This is a genomic window from Metapseudomonas otitidis (assembly GCF_900111835.1).
GTDB lineage: Bacteria > Pseudomonadota > Gammaproteobacteria > Pseudomonadales > Pseudomonadaceae > Metapseudomonas > Metapseudomonas otitidis.
The window spans coordinates 181,336-199,640 of record NZ_FOJP01000008.1; the positions used below are offsets into that span (position 1 = coordinate 181,336).

The window sequence follows — 18,305 nt, forward strand, 5'->3', positions numbered from 1 at the left end:
AACAATTTCGTCACCTTAGACATTGGTCGTGGCGTCATTCCACCCACTGCGGGTAGTAGCCAATACGGTCCTGCACGGCGGCATCGTGGGCCGGCACCACGGTCAGCGCGGGGTCGGCCTGGATCAGCTCATGCACCCGCTGGAGCTGGGCCCGCGTGCCTTCGCGGTCGTTGTCGACCATCTGCCGGCTGACCCAGAACTTCTCGTTCGGGCCGGTGAAGCCTTCCAGGCGCCAGCTGGTGTCGCCGGTGAAGAAGAAGCGCCGTCCGTCGGCCAGTGTCAGGAACGCCCCCACCGAGCCCGGCGTATGCCCGGTCAGCGGCACCAGCACCACGCTGCCGTCGCCGAACAGGTCGAGGCTCTCGTCGAAGCCCATGTAGGGCGTCGGCTCGAACTCGAAAGGCTGCCAGCGCACGCCATGGGTGAACTGGCTGGGCAGCACGGCGGGCGGGGTGGCGATGTGGCTGAAGTCGATCTCCGCCCAGGGCGCCCACACCGGCACCTCGGGGAAGTCGGCCAGGGCCGAGGCATGGTCCCAGTGCGCATGGGTGAGCAGGATGCGGTCGACGCGGATGCCGTCCCGGTCCAGCTGGTCGCGGGCGGGCGTCACCGTCTGGTACTTGAACAGCGGCTTGTCCCACCAGGGCATGTCCTGCTCGAACTGCGCGTCCACCTGGCGACCGAGGCCGGTGTCCAGCAGCAGGGTGGCGGCGTGGTGCTGGATGAGCACGGCGGTGTGGTTGACCGGGACGGTCCGGGTCCACTGGCCGCCCTCCACGGTGAAGGCGTCGAGGGTTTCCGCGCCGGAGGTCTTCACCAGGGCGAAGCGCAGGCCTTCGGCCTGGGCTAAGGCGGTGGCGAGCAGCAGGGTCAGCAGCAGGGCGAAGCGGGGCATGGTGCGGCGTCCTTGGCAGGGGAGGGGGTGAGCGATCAGCCCGGCAGGCGGGGCGTGTCGATGAAGCCCGGCAGGGCGCGGATGCGTGCCAGCCAGTCGCCCAGGTGGCGGTGGGGCGCCAGGTCGAGCCCGCCTTCGCCGGCCATCGCCAGGTAGGGGAAGGCCGCCACGTCGGCCACGCTCGGGGTCTCGCCTTCGGCCAGCCAGCGGTGCTGGGCGAGGTGGGCATCCACCAGGGCCAGCACCTGCTCGCCACGGGCCTGGGCGGCGGCCAGGTCGCCGGGGCGCTTGAACAGCTTGAGCACCCGCGCCTGGGCCGGGCCGTGGTGGATCTCGTTGGCGGTGAAGCTCAGCCAGCTGGCGACCCGCGCCAGGGGCAGGGGGTCCAGCGGCAGCCAGGCGGGGGCGTAGCGGCTGGCCAGGTAGACGAGGATGGCCTGGGAATCGCCGATGGCCTGGCCGTCATCCTCCAGCAGCGGCACCTGGCCGCGCGGGTTGAGGGCGAGGAATGCCGGCTGTTTCTGCGCGCCGGCCGGCAGGTTGACGAAGACGGTCTCCGCCTCCTGGCCGATCAGCCCGAGGAACAGGCGCACCTTGTAGCAGTTGCCGGAGAGGGGGAAGTCGTGGAGGCGCATGGCAGGTCATCCGTGTGGTGGAGGTGGGGTGAAAAATAATAGACAGACCTGTCTGTTTATTTCAATCTTCTTTTCGCCACACCGCGAACCACGCGGTTTGAGCCGCTGCCGGGGGATGCGCATAATGCGCCGTCCAGGAGATTCCAATGGCTTCCAGCAAACGCGACCAGCTCATCGATACCGCCCTTACGCTGTTCTACCGCGACGGGTTCCATGCCACCGGCATCGACCGCATCCTGGCCGAATCCGGCGTGGCGAAGATGACTCTCTACAAGCACTTCAAGTCCAAGGACGAGCTGATCGAGGCCGCCCTGCAGAAGCGCATGGAAGCCCCCCGCGAGCGCATGGCCTGGGCGCTGGAGCACTTGCCGCCGCGCACGGCGATCCTGGCGGTGTTCGAGGGGCTGCACGGCCTGCTGCACGAGGCCGAGTACCACGGCTGTGCCTTCGTCAACGCCGCCGCCGAGTTCCATGACCGCGACCACCCCATCCACCGCGTCGCCGCCTCCCACAAGGCCAACGCCGAGGCGCACTTCCGCGCGGCGCTGGAGCGCCTGGAGGTGGCCGAGCCGGCGCGCCTGGCGCGCCAGCTGCAGTACCTGCTGGAGGGGGCCATCACCATGGCGCATATCCAGGGGCCGTGTAACCAGGCGCTGGAGGCCGGCGCCGCTGCCGAGGTGCTGCTGCGCGCCGCCGGGGTGCCCGACCCGCAGGCATGAATGCAGCCGACCGTCCATCGGTTACCCCTTTAATAATCCTCAAGGTTTTTCCGTAGTCGCCGTCAAAAAATTCTGTACATCCGCTCAGACGGGGCTGCCACCATGAACTCACTCGATTCTCTGGCTTCGGCCACCAGCCGCCCGAACTACCTGACCCGTAGCGACAGCGCCAACCGCAACGCCACCAACGCTCAGAACGTCCTGGCCAACCGTGTCGCCCAGCGACTCGGCGTCGACCCCGCGACCCTCGCCGGCAAGACCCAGGACGACTACACCCCCGACAAGGTTGCCGGGCGCATCCTCGATTTCGTCGGCGGTCGCATCCAGGCCGAAGCGGCCAATGGCGCCGACCCCGAGAAGCTGCAGAAGATGCTCGACCAGGCCCGCCAGGGCGTGGAGAAGGGCTTCGCCGAAGCCAAGAAGATCCTCCAGGGCATGGGTGTGCTGGGCGGCAAGATCGCCAGCGACATCGAAGACACCTTCCAGCGCGTGCAGGATGGCCTGGCCAGGATCGGCAGCACCTATGGCCTGGGTAACGCCCCGGCTGGCGACACCTCCAGCGTCTCCCGCACGGCGGCCAGCGCCAGCACCAGCACCCTGGTGGCCCGCTCCAGCACCTTCGACATGGAGGTGACCACCCGCGAAGGCGACAAGCTGAAGATCTCCATCGCCCAGGCCTCGGCCAACTGGTCCAGCACCTCGGCCAGCGCCAGCAGCACCCGCACCTCGGGCAATGGCGGCACCTCCACCAGCACCAGTGCCCAGGCCAGCGCCTCCAGCGGCAGCCTGCAGATCGGTGGCTGGTCGGTGCAGATCGAAGGCAACCTCAACGACGACGAGAAGGCCGCACTCACCGACTTGCTCGGCCAGGTGCAGGACATCTCCAGCAAGTTCTACTCGGGCGACCTGTCCGGCGCCTTCGACCGCGCCCTGGCCCTGAACATGAACGGCGACCAGCTCGCCTCCATGTCCCTCAACCTGTCCCAGACCACCTACGCCCAGGCCACCAGCACCTACGGCGCGGTGTCGGAGGAGGGCGGCCAGCCCGCCAGCGCGGTGAACACCTCCCTGCGCGACTACGCCCGTGGCCTGCTGGATGCGATGAAGAGCGCGGCGGCCTTCAGCGACGACGCCAAGGGCACCCTGCAGCAACTGCTGGACGGTGGCTTCTCCCTCAACCAGAACCTCAGCGAAGGCCAGTTGGAGAAGGCCAAATCCCTCAACAGCCGCCTGCTGGAAGGCTTGGCGCCGCTGCTGCAGGGCACTGCCAGCACCCCGGCCGAGAAGGGCGCGGTCGACGCCAGCGCGCCCAAGGCCAGTTGATGCTTGGCGGGGGCTGGCGCCGTGCCAGCTCCCGTCTGTCCCGCCCGTCAGAAGGGCACCTCTAAAAACTACCTGCGTTGTCATCGCGGCGTTAAAAACAGGCTCAAATTGCTCATTTACAACTCGTAAACTGCGCTTTTTCGCCTGTTTTTGCCTTGCGCTGACGGCCTCGCCTACGTTTTTAGAGGTACCCCAGAAGGGCCGGGAGGCCGTGATAAACTGCGCGCCCTTCCCCTTGCGCGAGCCTTGTGATGCTTCCTGAATGCAGCCTGTTCGGCACCCTCGGATGCCACCTGTGCGAAGTGGCCGAGAGCGTGCTCATGCCCTTCGTCGAGCACGGCCTGCTGGTGGAGGTGCTGGACATCACCGACCAGCCCCAGTGGGTGGATGCCTACGCCCTGCGCATTCCCGTCCTGCGCCGCAACGACACCGGTGCCGAGCTGAACTGGCCGTTCGACGCGGCCCAGGTCGCCGCCTTCCTCGAACCCTGACCGTCGGTCGGGCGGATGGCTGCCCGGCGTCCCGCGTTTCATCCCCGCCGCGAGGCCCTGAATCGGGGCTTCCGCTGATCAATCCGTTTGCGGCGGAACGGATTGTCGCGCAAACGCAACAGTGACTGTCTTGCCAAATGTGTCTTCAGGCGTAACATCGCCGCATCGATAGCTGCCTAGGCAGATATTAGGAAATGAAGCACTACAGCCCCTCCGATTACCCCTTCAACGGCTCCATCGGCCAGTACCTCGGTCGCTCGGCGCTGCTCAAGGACCGCCTGCTGGACCTCCACCTGGCCCCGCTGGACATCACCGCCGCGCAGTTCAAGGTGCTGGTGTTCATCTTCATGGGCCGCGCCAGCACCCCGGCCGACCTGTGCCGCCAATTGGCCGTGGACAGCGGCTCCATGACCCGCATGCTCGACCGCCTGGAGAAGAAGGGCCTGCTGCTGCGCCAGCGCTGCGAAGAGGACCGCCGCAGCGTGCGCCTGCACCTCAGCGAGCAGGGCCTGGCGCTGAGCCGGGAGACCCCGCGCATCGTCGCCGACGCCATGAACGAGCTGACCAGCCCCTTGACCGCCGAGGAGCTCGGCACCCTGCTCGGGCTGCTGGGCAAGATCCTCCAGGGGCGCGACCCCTTCCTCTCTGCCGGAGACCCGAACCATGAATGAACGCCGTCCCGCCCTGCGCCTGGGGCTGGTGCTCGGTGCCAGCCTGGCCCTGGGCGCCTGCGCCAGCTACAGCGGCCTGGAGCCCGCCGGCCAGCGCCTCGACCCGGCCGGCCTGGCCGCTGGGGACAGCCTCGCCGGCCACGCCGTGGGGCCCGCCGCCTGGCCGCGCCAGGACTGGTGGACCCGACTGGGTGACGCCCAGCTCGACGGGCTGATCGACGAAGCCCTGGCCGGCTCGCCCGACCTGGCGGCCGCTGCGGCCCGCACCCGCAAGGCCCTGGCCGATGCCCAGGTGCGCGATGCCGATCGCCAGCCCGGCGTCAACGCCAGTGCCGGCTACTCCGGCGCCAGCGCCCCGGAAAGCGTGGTGCCGGCGCCCATCGGTGGGCACTACGCCGGCATCAAGTACCTGTCCCTCAGCTTCAACTACGACCTCGACCTCTGGGGCGGCCGGCGCGCCGCCTGGGAAGCGGCCCTGGGCAAGGCCCGCGCCGCCGAGGTGGACCAGCAGGCCGCGCGCTTGACGCTGTCCGCCGACATCGCCCGGGCCTACAACCAGCTGGCCTATGCCTTCGTCGCGCGGGACCTGGCTGCCGAGGAGGTGAAGCGTGCCGAGCAGCTCTACACCCTCAGCCGCCAGCGCATGGCCGCCGGCCTGGACAGCAAGGTGCAGCTGCAACAGAGCGAATCCCAGCGCGCCACCGCCCGCCAGCAACTGCTGGCCGCCGAGCAGCAGATCGACAGTGATCGCACCACCCTGGCGGTACTGCTCGGTCAGGGGCCGGACCGCGGCCGCGCCATCCAGCGTCCGCAGGTGCTGCAGCCGGCGGCCCTGGCGCTGCCCTCGGAACTGCCGGCCGAGCTGCTGGGCCGTCGCCCCGACGTGGTCGCCGCGCGCTGGCGGGTGGAAGCCGCCAGCCGGGGCATCGACTCGGCGAAGACCGGTTTCTACCCCAACCTCAACCTCAGCGCCATGCTCGGCCTCGCCGCCCTGGGCGGGGATGGCCTGTTCAAGGGCGACAGCCGCTTCTACCAGGTGGCCCCGGCGCTGTCCCTGCCGGTGTTCGACGGCGGCCGCCTGCGCGCCGAGCTCGACGGCGTCGACGCCGACTACGACCTGGCGGTGGCCCAGTACAACAAGGCCCTGGTGGGCGCCCTGGGGGATGTCAGCGAAGACCTCAGCCAGCTCGACTCCCTGGCCCGGCAGATCGAGGCCCAGCGCGAGGCCCGCGACATCGCCCGCTCCAACTACGACCTGGCCATGCGCCGCTACGGCGAAGGCATCGGCAACTACCTCGACGCCCTCAGCGTCGAGCAGCAGCTGCTGGTCGCCGAGCGCCAGCTGGCCAGCCTGGACGCCCAGCGCATCGACGCCTCCGTGCGCCTGGTGCAGGCCCTGGGCGGCGGCTTCCAACCCGACAGCACCCCGCTGGCCCAGGCAGGCCAGCCGACTGCCACCGAATGAACGAGGCACCGACCATGAGCACCGAAACCCAAGACACCCCCGAACAGGGCAACCCCCGCCGCAAACGCCTGCTGCTGGGCCTGCTGGCCGTGATCGTCATCGGCGGCGGCGCCAGCTTCGCCTGGCAGCAGTTGGTCGGCCAGTGGAGCGAAGGCACCGACGACGCCTACATCGGCGGCAACGTGGTGCAGATCACCCCGCAGACAGTGGGCACCGTCACTCGCATCGGCGCCGACGACGGTGACCTGGTGCAGGAAGGCCAGGAGCTGGTGAGCTTCGACCCGGCCGACGCCGAAGTGGGCCTGCAGCGTGCCGAGGCCAACCTGGCCCACACCGTGCGCCAGGTGCGTGGCCTCTACAACAGCGTGGACGGCTACCGCGCCGAGGTGGCCGCCCGCGAGGTGGCGATGGAGAAGGCCCGCGCCGACTTCGCCCGCCGTCGCAACCTGGCCAAGGACGGGGCCATTTCCCAGGAGGAGCTGGCCCACGCCCGTGACGCCCTGGAGTCGGCCCGCAGCGCCCTGACCAGCGCCCAGCAGCAGCTCAAGTCCAGCAGCGCGCTGGTGGACGACACCGTGATCGCCTCCCACCCCGAGGTGAAGGCCGCCGCCGCGCAACTGCGCCAGGCCTACCTGGAGAAGGCCCGCACCACCCTGGTGGCGCCGGTCACCGGCTACGTCGCCAAGCGCACCGTGCAGCTCGGCCAGCGCGTGCAGCCGGGCACCGCGCTGATGGCGGTGATCCCCCTGGACCAGGTGTGGATCGACGCCAACTTCAAGGAAACCCAGCTGAAGAAGATGCGCATCGGCCAGCCGGTGGAGATCGAGTCCGACCTCTACGGCGGCGACGTGAAGTACAGCGGCACCGTGGACAGCCTCGGCGTCGGCACCGGCAGCGCCTTCTCCCTGCTGCCGGCGCAGAACGCCACCGGCAACTGGATCAAGATCGTCCAGCGGGTGCCGGTGCGCATCCGCATCAACGCCGACCAGCTCAAGGAGCACCCGCTGCGCATCGGTCTGTCGATGAACGTCAAGGTCGACCTGCACGACCAGAGCGGCCCGGCCCTGGCCCAGCAGCCGCCCAAGCAGGCGCTGTTCGCCACCGACGTGTACCAGCGCCAGCTGGCCGAGGCCGACCACATGATCGAGCAGCTGATCCACGCCAACGGCCCGGATGCCGCCCGCCGCACCGCCCTGCGCTGAGGCCGCGACCATGAGCGAGAACGCCGCCGCCAGCTTCACCCCGCCGAACCTGGTCCTGGCCACGGTGGGCCTGTCCCTGGCCACCTTCATGCAGGTGCTGGACACCACCATCGCCAACGTCGCCCTGCCCACCATCGCCGGCAACCTGGGGGTGAGTTCGGAGCAGGGCACCTGGGTCATCACCTCCTTTGCGGTGAGCAACGCCATCGCCCTCCCGCTCACCGGCTGGATGAGCCGGCGGGTGGGGGAGGTGCGCCTGTTCATCGCCGCCGCGCTGCTGTTCGTGCTGGCGTCGTTCCTCTGCGGGGTGGCCCAGTCGATGAACAGCCTGGTGGCCTTCCGCGCCCTGCAGGGCTTCGTCGCCGGGCCGCTGTACCCCATCACCCAGACCCTGCTGCTGTCCATCTACCCGCCGGCCAAGCGCGGCATGGCCCTGGCGCTATTGGCGATGGTCACGGTGGTGGCGCCCATCGCCGGGCCGATCCTCGGCGGCTGGATCACCGATGACTTCAGCTGGCCGTGGATCTTCTTCATCAACCTGCCCATCGGCCTGTTCGCCGCCTTCGTGGTCTACCAGCAGCTGCGCAAGCGGCCGGTGGCCCTCAAGCGCGAGCCCATGGACTGGGTCGGCCTGGCCACCCTGGTGATCGGCGTCGGCGCGTTGCAGATCGTGCTGGACAAGGGCAACGACCTGGACTGGTTCGAGTCGAGCTTCATCATCACCGGCAGCGTGATCGCCGCCATCGCCCTGGCCGTGTTCGTCATCTGGGAGTTCACCGATCGCCACCCCATCGTCAACCTGCGGCTGTTCCGCCACCGCAACTTCAGCGCCGGCACCCTGGCGCTGGTGGGCGGCTACGCGGCGTTCTTCGGCATCAACCTGCTGCTGCCGCAGTGGCTGCAGACCCAGCTGGGCTATACCGCCACCTGGGCCGGCCTGGCGGCGGCGCCCATCGGCCTGCTGCCGGTGATCATGTCGCCCTTCGTCGGGCGCTACGCGCAGAACTTCGACCTGCGGGTGCTGGCCAGCCTGGCGTTCTTCGCCATCGGCGCCAGCTGCTTCATGCGCGCGTCCTTCACCACCGAGGTGGACTACACCCACATCGCCCTGGTGCAGCTGTTCATGGGCTTCGGCGTGGCGCTGTTCTTCATGCCGATCCTCAGCATCCTGCTGTCGGACCTGCCCCAGCACGAGATCGCCGACGGCTCGGGCCTGGCCACCTTCCTGCGGACCCTGGGCGGCAGCTTCGCGGCGTCCCTCACCACCTGGATCTGGATACGCCGGGCCGACCAGCACCATGCGTACCTCACCGAGCACATCAGCACCTACGAGCCGGGCACCCGGCAGATGCTGGAGCAGATGGGCGGGGTCACCCAGCAGAACGCGGCGGCGCTGGATCGCATCGTCACCGGGCAGGCCTACATGATGTCGACCATCGACTACTTCACGATGATCGGCTGGGTCTGCATGGGCCTCATCCTGCTGATCTGGCTGGCCAAGCCGCCCTTCGGCGCCAAGGCGGGGGCGGCGGCAAACGCGCATTGATGTGCGCTGACGGCCTCGCCTGGGCGGTTCCACGGGCTGTTGCGACAGTCCGTGGGATTCCTTTTTTCGCTGTGTGGTTTTGTATATAGCGACTGGTGTAGAGTCTCCACCCGCTCACCGCTTCGCCCTTCCCGCACAAGAACAAAGGAGTGCTTCCCATGCTTCAGCTGTCCCGCGTGTTCGTCGCCCTGGCCGCCAGTGCCGCCGCCCACCTGGCCCTGGCCCAGGACGTCCAGGTGGCCGTCGCCGCCAACTTCACCGCGCCGATCCAAGCCATCGCCAAGGACTTCGAGCAGGACACCGGCCACAAGCTGGTGATCGCCACCGGTGCCACCGGCCAGTTCTACGCTCAGATCCAGAACGGCGCGCCGTTCGAGGTGTTCCTCTCCGCCGACGACAGCACCCCGGCCAAGCTGGAGCAGGAGGGCGCCACCGTGCCCGGCTCGCGCTTCACCTACGCCATCGGCACCCTGGCCCTGTGGTCGGCCAAGCCCGGCTACGTGGACGCCCAGGGCGAGGTGCTGAAGAAGAACGACTACCAGCACCTCTCCATCGCCAACCCCAAGGCCGCCCCCTACGGCCTGGCCGCCACCCAGGTGCTGGAGAAGCTGGGCCTGACCGCCGAGGTCAAGGGCAAGCTGGTGGAAGGCCAGAACATCACCCAGGCCCACCAGTTCATCGCCACCGGCAATGCCGAGCTGGGCTTCGTGGCGTTGTCGCAGATCTACAAGGATGGCAAGGTGACCGGCGGCTCCGCCTGGATCGTCCCGGCAGCCCTGCACGACCCGATCAAGCAGGACGCGGTGATCCTCGCCAAGGGCAAGGACAACCCCGCCGCCCAGGCCCTGGTGGACTACCTCAAGGGCGAGAAGGCGGCCACGGTGATCAAGTCCTTCGGCTACCAGATCGAGAAACCCTGACGCGGCGGCTGCCCGCTGCGTGCCCTGATTCAAGGAACCCTGCATGCCCCTGAGCGGTGACGACTGGGCGGCCATCCGGCTGACCCTGGAACTGGCGACCCTGACCACGGCCCTGCTGCTGGTGCTGGGCACGCCCATCGCCTGGTGGCTGTCGCGGACCGACTCCTGGCTCAAGGGCCCGGTGGGCGCGGTGGTGGCGCTGCCGCTGGTGCTGCCGCCCACGGTCATCGGCTTCTACCTGCTGGTGAGCATGGGGCCCCACGGCTTCGTCGGGCAGTTCACCCAGGCCCTGGGGCTCGGCACCTTGCCGTTCACCTTCGCCGGGCTGGTGGTGGGTTCGGTGTTCTACTCGATGCCCTTCGTGGTGCAGCCGCTGCAGAACGCCTTCGACGCCATCGGCCCGCGCCCGCTGGAGGTGGCCGCCACCCTGCGGGCCGGCCCCTGGGACACTTTCTTCCATGTGGTGCTGCCGCTGGCCCGGCCCGGCTTCATCACCGCGTCCATCCTCGGCTTCGCCCACACGGTGGGGGAGTTCGGCGTGGTGCTGATGATCGGCGGCAACATCCCGGAGAAGACCCGCGTGGTGTCGGTGCAGATCTTCGACCACGTCGAGGCCATGGAATACGCCCAGGCCCACTGGCTGGCGGGCGGCATGGTGGTGTTCTCCTTCCTCATCCTGCTGGCGCTGTATTCCAGCCGCCGGCTCAAGCCGGGCTGGAGCTGAAATGAGCACCGACGACTGCATCCGTGCCCGGCTGCGCCTGGCCTGGCCGGGCTTCGAGCTGGACACCGACCTGGACCTGCCGGGGCGCGGGGTGACCGCGCTGTTCGGCCATTCCGGCTCCGGCAAGACCAGCGTGCTGCGCTGCCTGGCCGGGCTGGAGCGGGCCGAGGGCCGCGTGGAGGTCAACGGCGAGGTCTGGCAGGACAGCGCCCGTGGCCTGTTCGTGCCCACCCATCGGCGCGCCCTGGGCTACGTGTTCCAGGAGGCGAGCCTGTTCGAGCACCTGTCGGTGCGGCGCAACCTGGCGTTCGGTGAGCGGCGCATCCCGGCGGCCCAACGCCGCGTGCCCTTCGACCAAGCGGTGGCGCTGCTGGGCATCGAGCACCTGCTGGAGCGCATGCCGGCGCGGCTGTCCGGCGGCGAGCGGCAGCGCGTGGGCATGGCCCGGGCGCTGCTCACCAGCCCCCGACTGCTGCTGATGGACGAACCCCTGGCGGCCCTGGACGGCAAGCGCAAGGCGGAGATCCTGCCGTACCTGGAACGCCTGCACGACGAGCTGGACATCCCCGTGCTCTACGTCAGCCATTCCCCGGAAGAAGTGGCGCGCCTGGCGGATCACCTGGTGCTGCTGGAGGCCGGCCGCGTGCTGGCCAGCGGGCCTCTGGGCGAGACCCTGGCGCGGCTGGACCTGCCCACGGCCCTGGACGACGACGCCGGCGTGGTGGTGGAAGGGCGGGTGGTGGCCCACGACGCCGCTTACCAGCTGCTGACCCTCGGCCTGCCGGATAGCGGCCTCAGCGTGCGGGTGGCCCATGCGCCCGCCGAGGCGGGGCGGCGGGTGCGCTTCACGGTGCGCGCGCGCGACGTCAGCCTGAGCCTGCAGCGGCAGGCGGACAGCAGCATCCTCAACCTGCTGCCGGCCACGGTGCGCGACAGCATCCCGGCGGACAACGCCGCCCACGTGCTGGTGCGTTTGGACGTGGAGGGCACGCCGCTGCTGGCGCGCATCACCCGCTACTCCCACGACCAGCTCGGGCTGCACCCGGGCCAGGCGGTCTGGGCGCAGATCAAGTCGGTGGCGCTGCTGGCCTGAGCGGCCTCAGCGCCAGGCCAGGATCGGCCAGCCGGCCTGCTCGGCGTGGGCGCGCAGCACCGGATCGGGGTTGACCACGCGGGGGTTGTCCACCATGCCCAGCAGCGGCAGGTCGTTGCGCGAGTCGGAATAGAAATAGGCGCCGTCCAGGCGCTCGCCGTGTTCGGCCAGCCAGGCGTTCAGGCGGGTCACCTTGCCGTCGCGGTAGGTCAGCACACCCCGGGTCTTGCCGCTGTAGTGGCCGTGTTCTTCGGCCAGGTCGATGGCCAGGACTTCCTCCACCCCCAGCCGCTCGCCGATGGCGCTCACCAGGAAGTGCGCCGAGGCGGAGATGATCAGCAGCCGGTCGCCGGCCTGGCGGTGCCCGGCCAGGCTGCGCATGGCGTCGCTGTGGATGATCGGCTCGATCACGTCCTCGACGAAGGGTTCCACCACCGAGGCGACTTCCTCGGCGGTGCGGCCCACCAGGGGCGAGAGGCTGAAGGTCATGTAGTCCTCCATGGCCAGCTTGCCCTCGGCGTAGAGGGTCATCAGCTCGTGGTCCCTGGCCAGGAACGAGTCGCGGTCGACCCAGCCGAGGTCGGCCATGTGCGCGCTCCACAGGCTGGCGCAGTCGCCGTCGATCAGGGTGTCGTCAAGGTCGAAGATCGCCAGGGCCATCACGCCACCTCCCGGACAGCGTCCGCATCGATGCGCAGGCCGATGCGCCGGCCCACCGGGTGCAGGTCGTCGGCGGAGCGGTTGAGCACGTCCACCAGCAGCTCCACGCCCTGGGCCTGGACCCGGTAGCGGATCACGTTGCCCAGCAGGCTGTGGCTGCGCACTTCGGCTTCGATGCCGCCTTCGCCCAGGGCGATGGCCTCCGGGCGGATCGCCACGCGGGCGCTGACCGGCCGTTGCAGCAGGCGGCTGGCGGCTTCGGCCTCCAGCAGGTTGTAGTTGCCGATGAAGCCGGCGGCGAAGGCGTCCACCGGGGCGGTGTAGAGGGTCTCGGCATCGCCGCTCTGGACGATGCGCCCGGCGTTCATCAGGAAGATGCGGTCGGACAGGGTCAGCGCCTCCTCCTGGTCGTGGGTGACGAAGATGGTGGTCAGCCCCAGGTCCTGCTGGATGCTGCGGATCTGCTCGCGCAGGTGCTTGCGGATGCGTGCGTCGAGGGCCGAGAGCGGCTCGTCCAGCAGCAGCAGGCGCGGGCGGGTCACCAGGGAGCGGGCCAGGGCCACGCGCTGGCACTGGCCGCCGGAAAGCTGGTGGGGGTAGCGCTCGGCGTGCTGGTCCAGCTCCACCATGGCCAGGGCTTCCTGCACGCGGCGGGCGCTGTCGTCCTTGCCGACCTTCTGCATGCGCAGGCCGAAGGCGACGTTCTGCGCGGCGGTCATGTTGGGGAACAGGGCGTAGCTCTGGAACACCATGCCGATGCCGCGCTTCTGCGGCGACAGCGGCACCAGGTCCTGGCCGTCCAGCAGGATCTGCCCGCCGTCCACCTCGGTGAGGCCGGCGATGCAGCGCAGCAGGGTCGACTTGCCGCAGCCCGAGGGGCCGAGGAGGGTGACGAACTCGCCCTTGCCGATCTCGCAATCGATGTCGGTGAAGATGGTGGTCTGGCCGTAGCGTTTGTGCAGGCCGCGGATCGAGAGAAAGCTCATGCCTTGTCCTTGTTCAGACGGTTGGCTGCCCAGGTGCCCAGCAGCACGAAGAGGAAGTAGGAGATCACCAGGGCGCTATTGAAGTGGCCACTGCTGTTGCGCATGTTGTTCAGGTACACCTGCAGGGTCTCGTAGCGGGTGCCCACCAGCAGGTTGGCGAAGACGAACTCGCCGAAGAGGAAGGAGAACGACAGGAACAGCGACACCATCAGGCCCTTGCGCAGGTTCGGCAGCACCACCAGGAAGGCGGCCTTCCAGGTGCTGGCGCCGAGCAGGTGGGCGGCGTCCATCAGGTCGCGCAGGTTGATCGCCTGGAGGTTGTTGGTGATGGCCCGGTACATGAAAGGCAGGGCCACGGTGAAGTAACAGCCGATGAGGATCCACGGCGTGCCGATCATCGCCAGCGGGCCGGAGCCGTAGAGCTGCAGCAGGCCCACCGAGGACACCACCGGCGGCACCGCGAAGGGCAGCAGGATGAGGATGTTCATCAGCGCGTCCAGCTTCGGGAAGTGGTAGTGCACCACGAACAGCAGCGGCAGGATCAGCACCACCGACAGCGCCAGGGCGCCGAAGCACACCAGCAGCGACTGGCCGAAGGCGGCGAGGAAGCGGGCGTCGCTCCACAGCGCCAGGTACCACTTGAAGGTCAGCCCGTCCGGCAGGATGGTCGCCGACCAGCTGGTGGACAGCGAATAGAGCAGGGTGCCGGCCAGCGGCAGCAGCAGGATCAGGAACAGCACCCAGACCACCAGGCGGTGGTACAGGCCGGCGGCCCGGGTTTCAGCGCGCGACATGGTAGCTCCTCTTCAACAGCCACTGGTGGACGACGGTGATCAGCGCCATCAGCCCCACCAGCACCATGGCCAGAGCGCTGGCCAGGGTCGGGTTGAGGGCGATGTCGCCGGCCACCATGGCGGCGATGCGGATCGGCAGCACGTTGAAGTTGCCGGTGGTCAGCGCGTACACCGTGGCGTACGCGCCCAGGGCGTTGGCCAGCAGGATGATGAAGGTGCCCAGCAGCGCCGGGGTCAGCACCGGCAGGCCGATGTAGCGCCAGAAGTGCCAGGTGCCGGCGCCCAGCAGCGCCGCCGACTCGCGCCAGTCCTGGCGCAGGGCGTCGAAGGCGGGGTAGAGCAGCAGCACCCCCAGGGGAATCTGGAAGTAGGTGTAGAGCACGATCAGGCCGGTCTTGGAGTAGAGGTTGAAGTCCTCGATCAGCCCGCTCTGCTTGAGCAGCAGGGTCAGCGCGCCGTTGAAGCCCAGCAGGATGATGAAGGCGAACGCCAGCGGCACCCCGGCGAAGTTGCTGGTCATGTTGGAGAAGGCCATGACGAAGTCGCGCAGGCGGCTGTCCACCTGGCGTAGCGAGTAGCTGCCGAGCACGGCGATGACGATGCCGAACAGGCTCGACCAGAAGGCGATCTCCAGGCTGTGCCTGATGGCCTGCAGGTAGAACTTGGAGCTGAACACCTTGGCGTAGTTGCCCAGGCCCCAGCCTTCGGGGCTGTTCAGGCTGTTGATGGCCACCCAGGCCAGCGGGGCGATCTGGAAGATCACGAAGAAGACGGCGAAGGGCAGCAGGCACAGGAGGGCCAGCCATTTGCCGCGGTTGGCTGAATTCACTTCAACAGCTCCCGGCAGAAGGGTTTGTCGTGGGGGATGCCCAGCAGCTCGCAGAGGGTGCCGCAGAGTTCGGTCTGCAGCGGGCGGGCGGTCGGGTCGAGGCTGAAGGCGTCGCCGATGACGAACAGCGGCACTTCGCGCTCCTCCGGCAGGGTGCCGTTGTGGGAGCGGTCGGCGTTCATGCCGTGGTCGGCGGTGACCATCACCTGGTAGCCGGCATCCACCCAGCGCTGCAGGTACTCGGCGAGGATGACGTCGGCCATGCGCGCGGCGTTGCGGTACTGGGCGCTGTCCAGGCCGTGCTTGTGGCCGGCGTCGTCGATGTTCATCGGGTGCACCAGCAGCACATCGGGGCTGTGGCGCAGGCGCAGGTGCTCGGCGTCGGCGAACAGGTGCGCGTCGGGGTAGTGGTCGGCCCAGTAGAAGTGCCCGTACTGGATGGGCAGCTCGGGGGCCTCGGTGTGGCGGTCGCGGGCCGGGTCGAAGGGCGAGCGGTTGTACAGCTCGCTGAACCAGTGGTAGGCCGCGGCCGCGGTGCTGAGCCCGGCGTCGTGGGCAATGTGGAACAGGCTGCGCTCGCGGGACAGGCGCGAGACGTCGTTGTGGACGATGCCGCTGTCGATGGGCGGCACGCCGGTGAGGATGCATTCGTAGAGCGGGCGCGACAGCGCCGGCAGCTCGCAATCCAGGCGGTACAGCGCGGCACGGTCGGCGGCGCACCAGGCGAGCAGGTGGCCCATGGCGTGGCTGGCCACCGGGTGGTTCAGCCCGTCGAGCAGGACGAGGACGGCTTTTCTCTTCATTCTGACTGCCTCAAGCGGGGGCTCGCCCCGGTGCGCGTGGCACACCGGGGCGGGCGACCGGGCTTATTCCATCTCGATGATGACCTGCTCCTGCCATTGCTGCGGCAGGGCCTTCGAGGTGGCTTCCCAGGCCTTGGCATCCTTGATCGGCTGGACCTTGGCGTACTGCTCGTTGGGCAGCAGCTTGGCCTGCACCTCGGCCGGCAGGGTCAGGTGCTCGGCGCGGATCGGGCGGGCGTTGCCCTTGGCCAGGTTGATCTGGCCGGCGTCGCTGAAGATGTACTCGCGGGCCAGCTTCGCGGCGTTCGGGTTCTTGGCGTACTTGTTGATGATGGTGGTGTAGCCGGAGATGACCGAGCCGTCGGAGGGGATCAGCACCTCGAAGCGGCTGGGATCGATCTGGTCACGGTAGGAGAGGCCGTTGAAGTCCCAGACGATGCCCACTTCCACCTCGCCCTTCTCCAGGGTCTGGATGGTCGGGTTGGACAGCGACAGGCGCTTCTGCTTGGCGATCTCGGCGAAGAATTCCAGGCCCGGCTGGATGTTCTTCTCGTCACCGCCGTTGGCGATGGCGGCGGCCAGCACGCCGTTCACCGCCTGGGCGGCGGCGCTGACGTCACCGATGGCGACCTTGTACTTGCCCTTCTTCAGGTCCGCCCAGGACTTGGGCACTTCCTTGACCAGCTGCTTGTTGACGATGAAGGCGATGGAGCCGGTGTAGGCGAGGGCCCAGTGGCCGTCGGCATCCTTGGCCCAGGCGGGGACCTGCTCCCAGGTGCTGGGCTTGTAGGGTTGGGTAACACCCTGCTCCTTGGCGATGGGGCCGAAGGCGGCGCCGACGTCACCGATGTCGGCGGTGGCGTTGTCCTTCTCGGCGGCGAACTTGGCGATTTCCTGCGCCGAGCTCATGTCGGTGTCCATGTGCTTGAGGCCGTACTTCTTCTCCAGGTCGACCCAGGTGTCCTTCCAGTTGGCCCAGCTGTCGGGCATGCCCACGCTGTTCACGGCGCCTTCCTTGCGGGCGGCTTCTTCGAGGGTCTTCAGGGCAGCGTCGTCAGCCATGGCCAGGTTGCTCATGGCCAGGGTCGTTCCAATCAGTGAAGCCAGCAGCAGGCGTTTCATATGAAGCTCCTTAGCGGGGTTGTGTTGTTGGTCTAGATCAGCAAGACCCAGGCCAATCTAATGGCCCTGGATGACGGTTTTATTTCACGGCACACCGCGACCTCGCCTGCGGTCGCGGCGAGAGCAAGCGTAGACCATGGCTACAAGGTGGATGGCGCGTGGGCTGGGGCTATGCTCCTGGCATGGGCCATGCAGGCGCGGGGTGGTGTCACGGAACGGTCATGCAGGCTGCCTAGGATGGCGACGACCCCGCCGGCACCGCACTTTTATGGTGCTGGTCTATTCCAGACTGGAGTCTTTCGATGCGCGATGAGGCGCCCCGTACCGTAACCGCCATCTGCCATGCACTGCAGGCGCAGATCGAGCACGGCCTGCTGCCCCTGGGTGGCAAGCTGCCGGCCGAGCGCCGGCTCAGCGAGCTGTTCGACACCACCCGCATCACCCTGCGCGAGGCGCTGGGGCAACTGGAGGCCCAGGGGCTGATCTACCGCGAGGAGCGTCGTGGCTGGTTCGTTTCGCCGCCGCGGCTGGCCTACAACCCGCTGGTGCGCAGCCACTTCCACGCGATGGTGGCCGAGCAGGGGCGGGTGCCGGGGACGGAGGTGCTGGGGGCGCGGCTGATCCCGGCCAGCGTGGAGATCTGCGAGCTGCTGGAGTTGCCGGCACTGTCCAGCGTCTACCAGATCCGCCGGGCCCGGCGGGTGGATGGGCGGCTGGTGCTGTACGTGGAGCATTACCTGAACCCGGCGTACTTCCCCGGCATCATCGAGTTCGACCTGACCCGCTCGCTCACCGAGCTGTATGCCAGCGAGTACGCCATCCGCTACGGGCGGGTGCGCTTCGACATGGTGCCCACCGCGCTGCATCCGGAGGCCGCCACCCACCTGAAGGTGACCGCCGGCAGCCCGGCGCTGAAGATCACCCGCATCAACCGCGACCAGCACGGTCGGTTGATCGACTGCGACCTGGAGTTCTGGCGCCACGACGCCATCCACGTCAGCGTCGAGGTGCCGGAGTAAGGCATCTTGTGAGCCTCCCAAAGGCTGTGTCCCGAAAGCGCGTTGCTGACTATCGAGTGCTGCTGATGTCACCTGTTTCGCCTTGCCGGGCGAGTCTCTTTTTTCAGTCGCCAAAAAAGAAACCAAAAAGGCTCGCCCCTGCATCCGGGTCCCGCTTCGCGAGACTTCCCTCGCTCCGTCATTGCTCCGGGGGCCGGCGCGATGGGCCATCCATGGCCTGGCGCGCCTCTCACGGCATCCATGCCGCTCGTCCCCCTGCGCAACGACTGCGCTCGGCCTCCTGAAGGGGCAGATTCCCTGCCTCAATCTCTGAGTCCGGCGTGGCTCCACAGCGCGCTTCGGGTTTGCTCCCTTCTCCCTTCCGGGAGAGGGCCAGGGCACCCGGTGGTTACAGGAATGGAGGGTTGC

19 protein-coding genes are annotated in these 18,305 nt (G+C 68.5%); 11 read left to right on the top strand and 8 right to left on the bottom strand.

Going from position 1 to position 18,305, the window contains the following annotated elements:
* Nucleotides 1-34: 34 nt before the first annotated feature.
* Together BM198_RS12175 and BM198_RS12180 are read right to left on the bottom strand one after the other, a co-directional pair.
* Nucleotides 35-895 carry an MBL fold metallo-hydrolase gene (locus tag BM198_RS12175; RefSeq protein WP_074970235.1) on the bottom strand — a complete coding sequence of 287 codons (861 nt, stop codon included), beginning with the start codon at nucleotides 893-895 and terminating at the stop codon, nucleotides 35-37.
* A gap of 35 nt (nucleotides 896-930) precedes the next feature.
* Nucleotides 931-1,530, bottom strand: coding sequence for a glutathione S-transferase family protein (locus BM198_RS12180; protein ID WP_074970237.1), 600 nt, complete (start codon nucleotides 1,528-1,530; stop codon nucleotides 931-933).
* 146 nt (nucleotides 1,531-1,676) lie between these two features.
* On the opposite strand from BM198_RS12180, the gene BM198_RS12185 reads away from it, so the two are divergent.
* The 10 genes from BM198_RS12185 (at nucleotide 1,677) to modC (ending at nucleotide 11,684) form a co-directional block, all read left to right on the top strand.
* A complete protein-coding gene (locus tag BM198_RS12185; RefSeq protein ID WP_074970239.1) occupies nucleotides 1,677-2,249 on the top strand; it encodes a TetR/AcrR family transcriptional regulator in 573 nt (190 codons plus the stop codon).
* A gap of 102 nt (nucleotides 2,250-2,351) precedes the next feature.
* On the top strand, nucleotides 2,352-3,572 hold the full coding sequence (locus BM198_RS12190; protein WP_074970241.1) for a DUF5610 domain-containing protein: 1,221 nt from the start codon (nucleotides 2,352-2,354) through the stop codon (nucleotides 3,570-3,572).
* Nucleotides 3,573-3,823: 251 nt separating this feature from the next.
* A complete protein-coding gene (locus tag BM198_RS12195) occupies nucleotides 3,824-4,063 on the top strand; it encodes a glutaredoxin family protein (protein WP_074970243.1) in 240 nt (79 codons plus the stop codon).
* A 194-nt stretch (nucleotides 4,064-4,257) separates the two neighbouring features.
* Nucleotides 4,258-4,734 (top strand): MarR family winged helix-turn-helix transcriptional regulator, encoded by a 477-nt coding sequence (locus BM198_RS12200; protein ID WP_044412103.1) that lies wholly within the window; start codon nucleotides 4,258-4,260, stop codon nucleotides 4,732-4,734.
* Nucleotides 4,727-6,199, top strand: a complete 1,473-nt coding sequence (locus BM198_RS12205) for an efflux transporter outer membrane subunit (RefSeq protein ID WP_074970245.1) — start codon at nucleotides 4,727-4,729, stop codon at nucleotides 6,197-6,199. The genes BM198_RS12200 and BM198_RS12205 overlap by 8 nt, the downstream gene beginning before the upstream one ends.
* Before the next feature lie 14 nt (nucleotides 6,200-6,213).
* Nucleotides 6,214-7,401, top strand: coding sequence for an HlyD/EmrA/EmrK family protein (locus BM198_RS12210; protein WP_044412098.1), 1,188 nt, complete (start codon nucleotides 6,214-6,216; stop codon nucleotides 7,399-7,401).
* A gap of 10 nt (nucleotides 7,402-7,411) precedes the next feature.
* Complete coding sequence (locus BM198_RS12215; protein WP_074970362.1) at nucleotides 7,412-8,947, top strand: DHA2 family efflux MFS transporter permease subunit; 1,536 nt, start codon at nucleotides 7,412-7,414, stop codon at nucleotides 8,945-8,947.
* 158 nt (nucleotides 8,948-9,105) lie between these two features.
* A complete protein-coding gene (gene modA, locus BM198_RS12220) occupies nucleotides 9,106-9,867 on the top strand; it encodes a molybdate ABC transporter substrate-binding protein (protein ID WP_074970247.1) in 762 nt (253 codons plus the stop codon).
* A gap of 43 nt (nucleotides 9,868-9,910) precedes the next feature.
* The gene (gene modB, locus BM198_RS12225; RefSeq protein WP_069563663.1) at nucleotides 9,911-10,591 is read left to right on the top strand and encodes a molybdate ABC transporter permease subunit; all 681 of its coding nucleotides are present in this window, start codon (nucleotides 9,911-9,913) and stop codon (nucleotides 10,589-10,591) included.
* Between the two features lies 1 nt (nucleotide 10,592).
* Nucleotides 10,593-11,684 carry a molybdenum ABC transporter ATP-binding protein gene (modC, locus tag BM198_RS12230; RefSeq protein ID WP_074970249.1) on the top strand — a complete coding sequence of 364 codons (1,092 nt, stop codon included), beginning with the start codon at nucleotides 10,593-10,595 and terminating at the stop codon, nucleotides 11,682-11,684.
* 6 nt (nucleotides 11,685-11,690) lie between these two features.
* Here the strand turns inward: modC and BM198_RS12235 are convergent, their stop codons facing one another.
* From BM198_RS12235 to BM198_RS12260, 6 genes are all read right to left on the bottom strand, one after another.
* The gene (locus BM198_RS12235) at nucleotides 11,691-12,344 is read right to left on the bottom strand and encodes an HAD family hydrolase (protein WP_074970251.1); all 654 of its coding nucleotides are present in this window, start codon (nucleotides 12,342-12,344) and stop codon (nucleotides 11,691-11,693) included.
* Nucleotides 12,344-13,330: an ABC transporter ATP-binding protein gene (locus tag BM198_RS12240; RefSeq protein WP_044408881.1), complete on the bottom strand. Its 987-nt coding sequence runs from the start codon at nucleotides 13,328-13,330 to the stop codon at nucleotides 12,344-12,346. The genes BM198_RS12235 and BM198_RS12240 overlap by 1 nt, the downstream gene beginning before the upstream one ends.
* Entirely contained in the window at nucleotides 13,327-14,124 is a 798-nt protein-coding gene (locus BM198_RS12245; protein WP_044408879.1) for an ABC transporter permease, read from the bottom strand. Before BM198_RS12245 ends, BM198_RS12240 begins: the two co-directional genes overlap by 4 nt.
* Nucleotides 14,111-14,953, bottom strand: a complete 843-nt coding sequence (locus tag BM198_RS12250; protein ID WP_074970253.1) for an ABC transporter permease — start codon at nucleotides 14,951-14,953, stop codon at nucleotides 14,111-14,113. Before BM198_RS12250 ends, BM198_RS12245 begins: the two co-directional genes overlap by 14 nt.
* Nucleotides 14,950-15,756 (bottom strand): alkaline phosphatase family protein, encoded by an 807-nt coding sequence (locus BM198_RS12255; protein WP_074970255.1) that lies wholly within the window; start codon nucleotides 15,754-15,756, stop codon nucleotides 14,950-14,952. The genes BM198_RS12250 and BM198_RS12255 overlap by 4 nt, the downstream gene beginning before the upstream one ends.
* A gap of 63 nt (nucleotides 15,757-15,819) precedes the next feature.
* Nucleotides 15,820-16,878 carry an ABC transporter substrate-binding protein gene (locus BM198_RS12260; RefSeq protein WP_044408870.1) on the bottom strand — a complete coding sequence of 353 codons (1,059 nt, stop codon included), beginning with the start codon at nucleotides 16,876-16,878 and terminating at the stop codon, nucleotides 15,820-15,822.
* Between the two features lie 302 nt (nucleotides 16,879-17,180).
* Here BM198_RS12260 and BM198_RS12265 point away from each other — a divergent pair, with 302 nt between their 5' ends.
* Nucleotides 17,181-17,897: a UTRA domain-containing protein gene (locus tag BM198_RS12265; protein ID WP_044408867.1), complete on the top strand. Its 717-nt coding sequence runs from the start codon at nucleotides 17,181-17,183 to the stop codon at nucleotides 17,895-17,897.
* The last annotated feature ends 408 nt before the right edge of the window (nucleotides 17,898-18,305 follow it).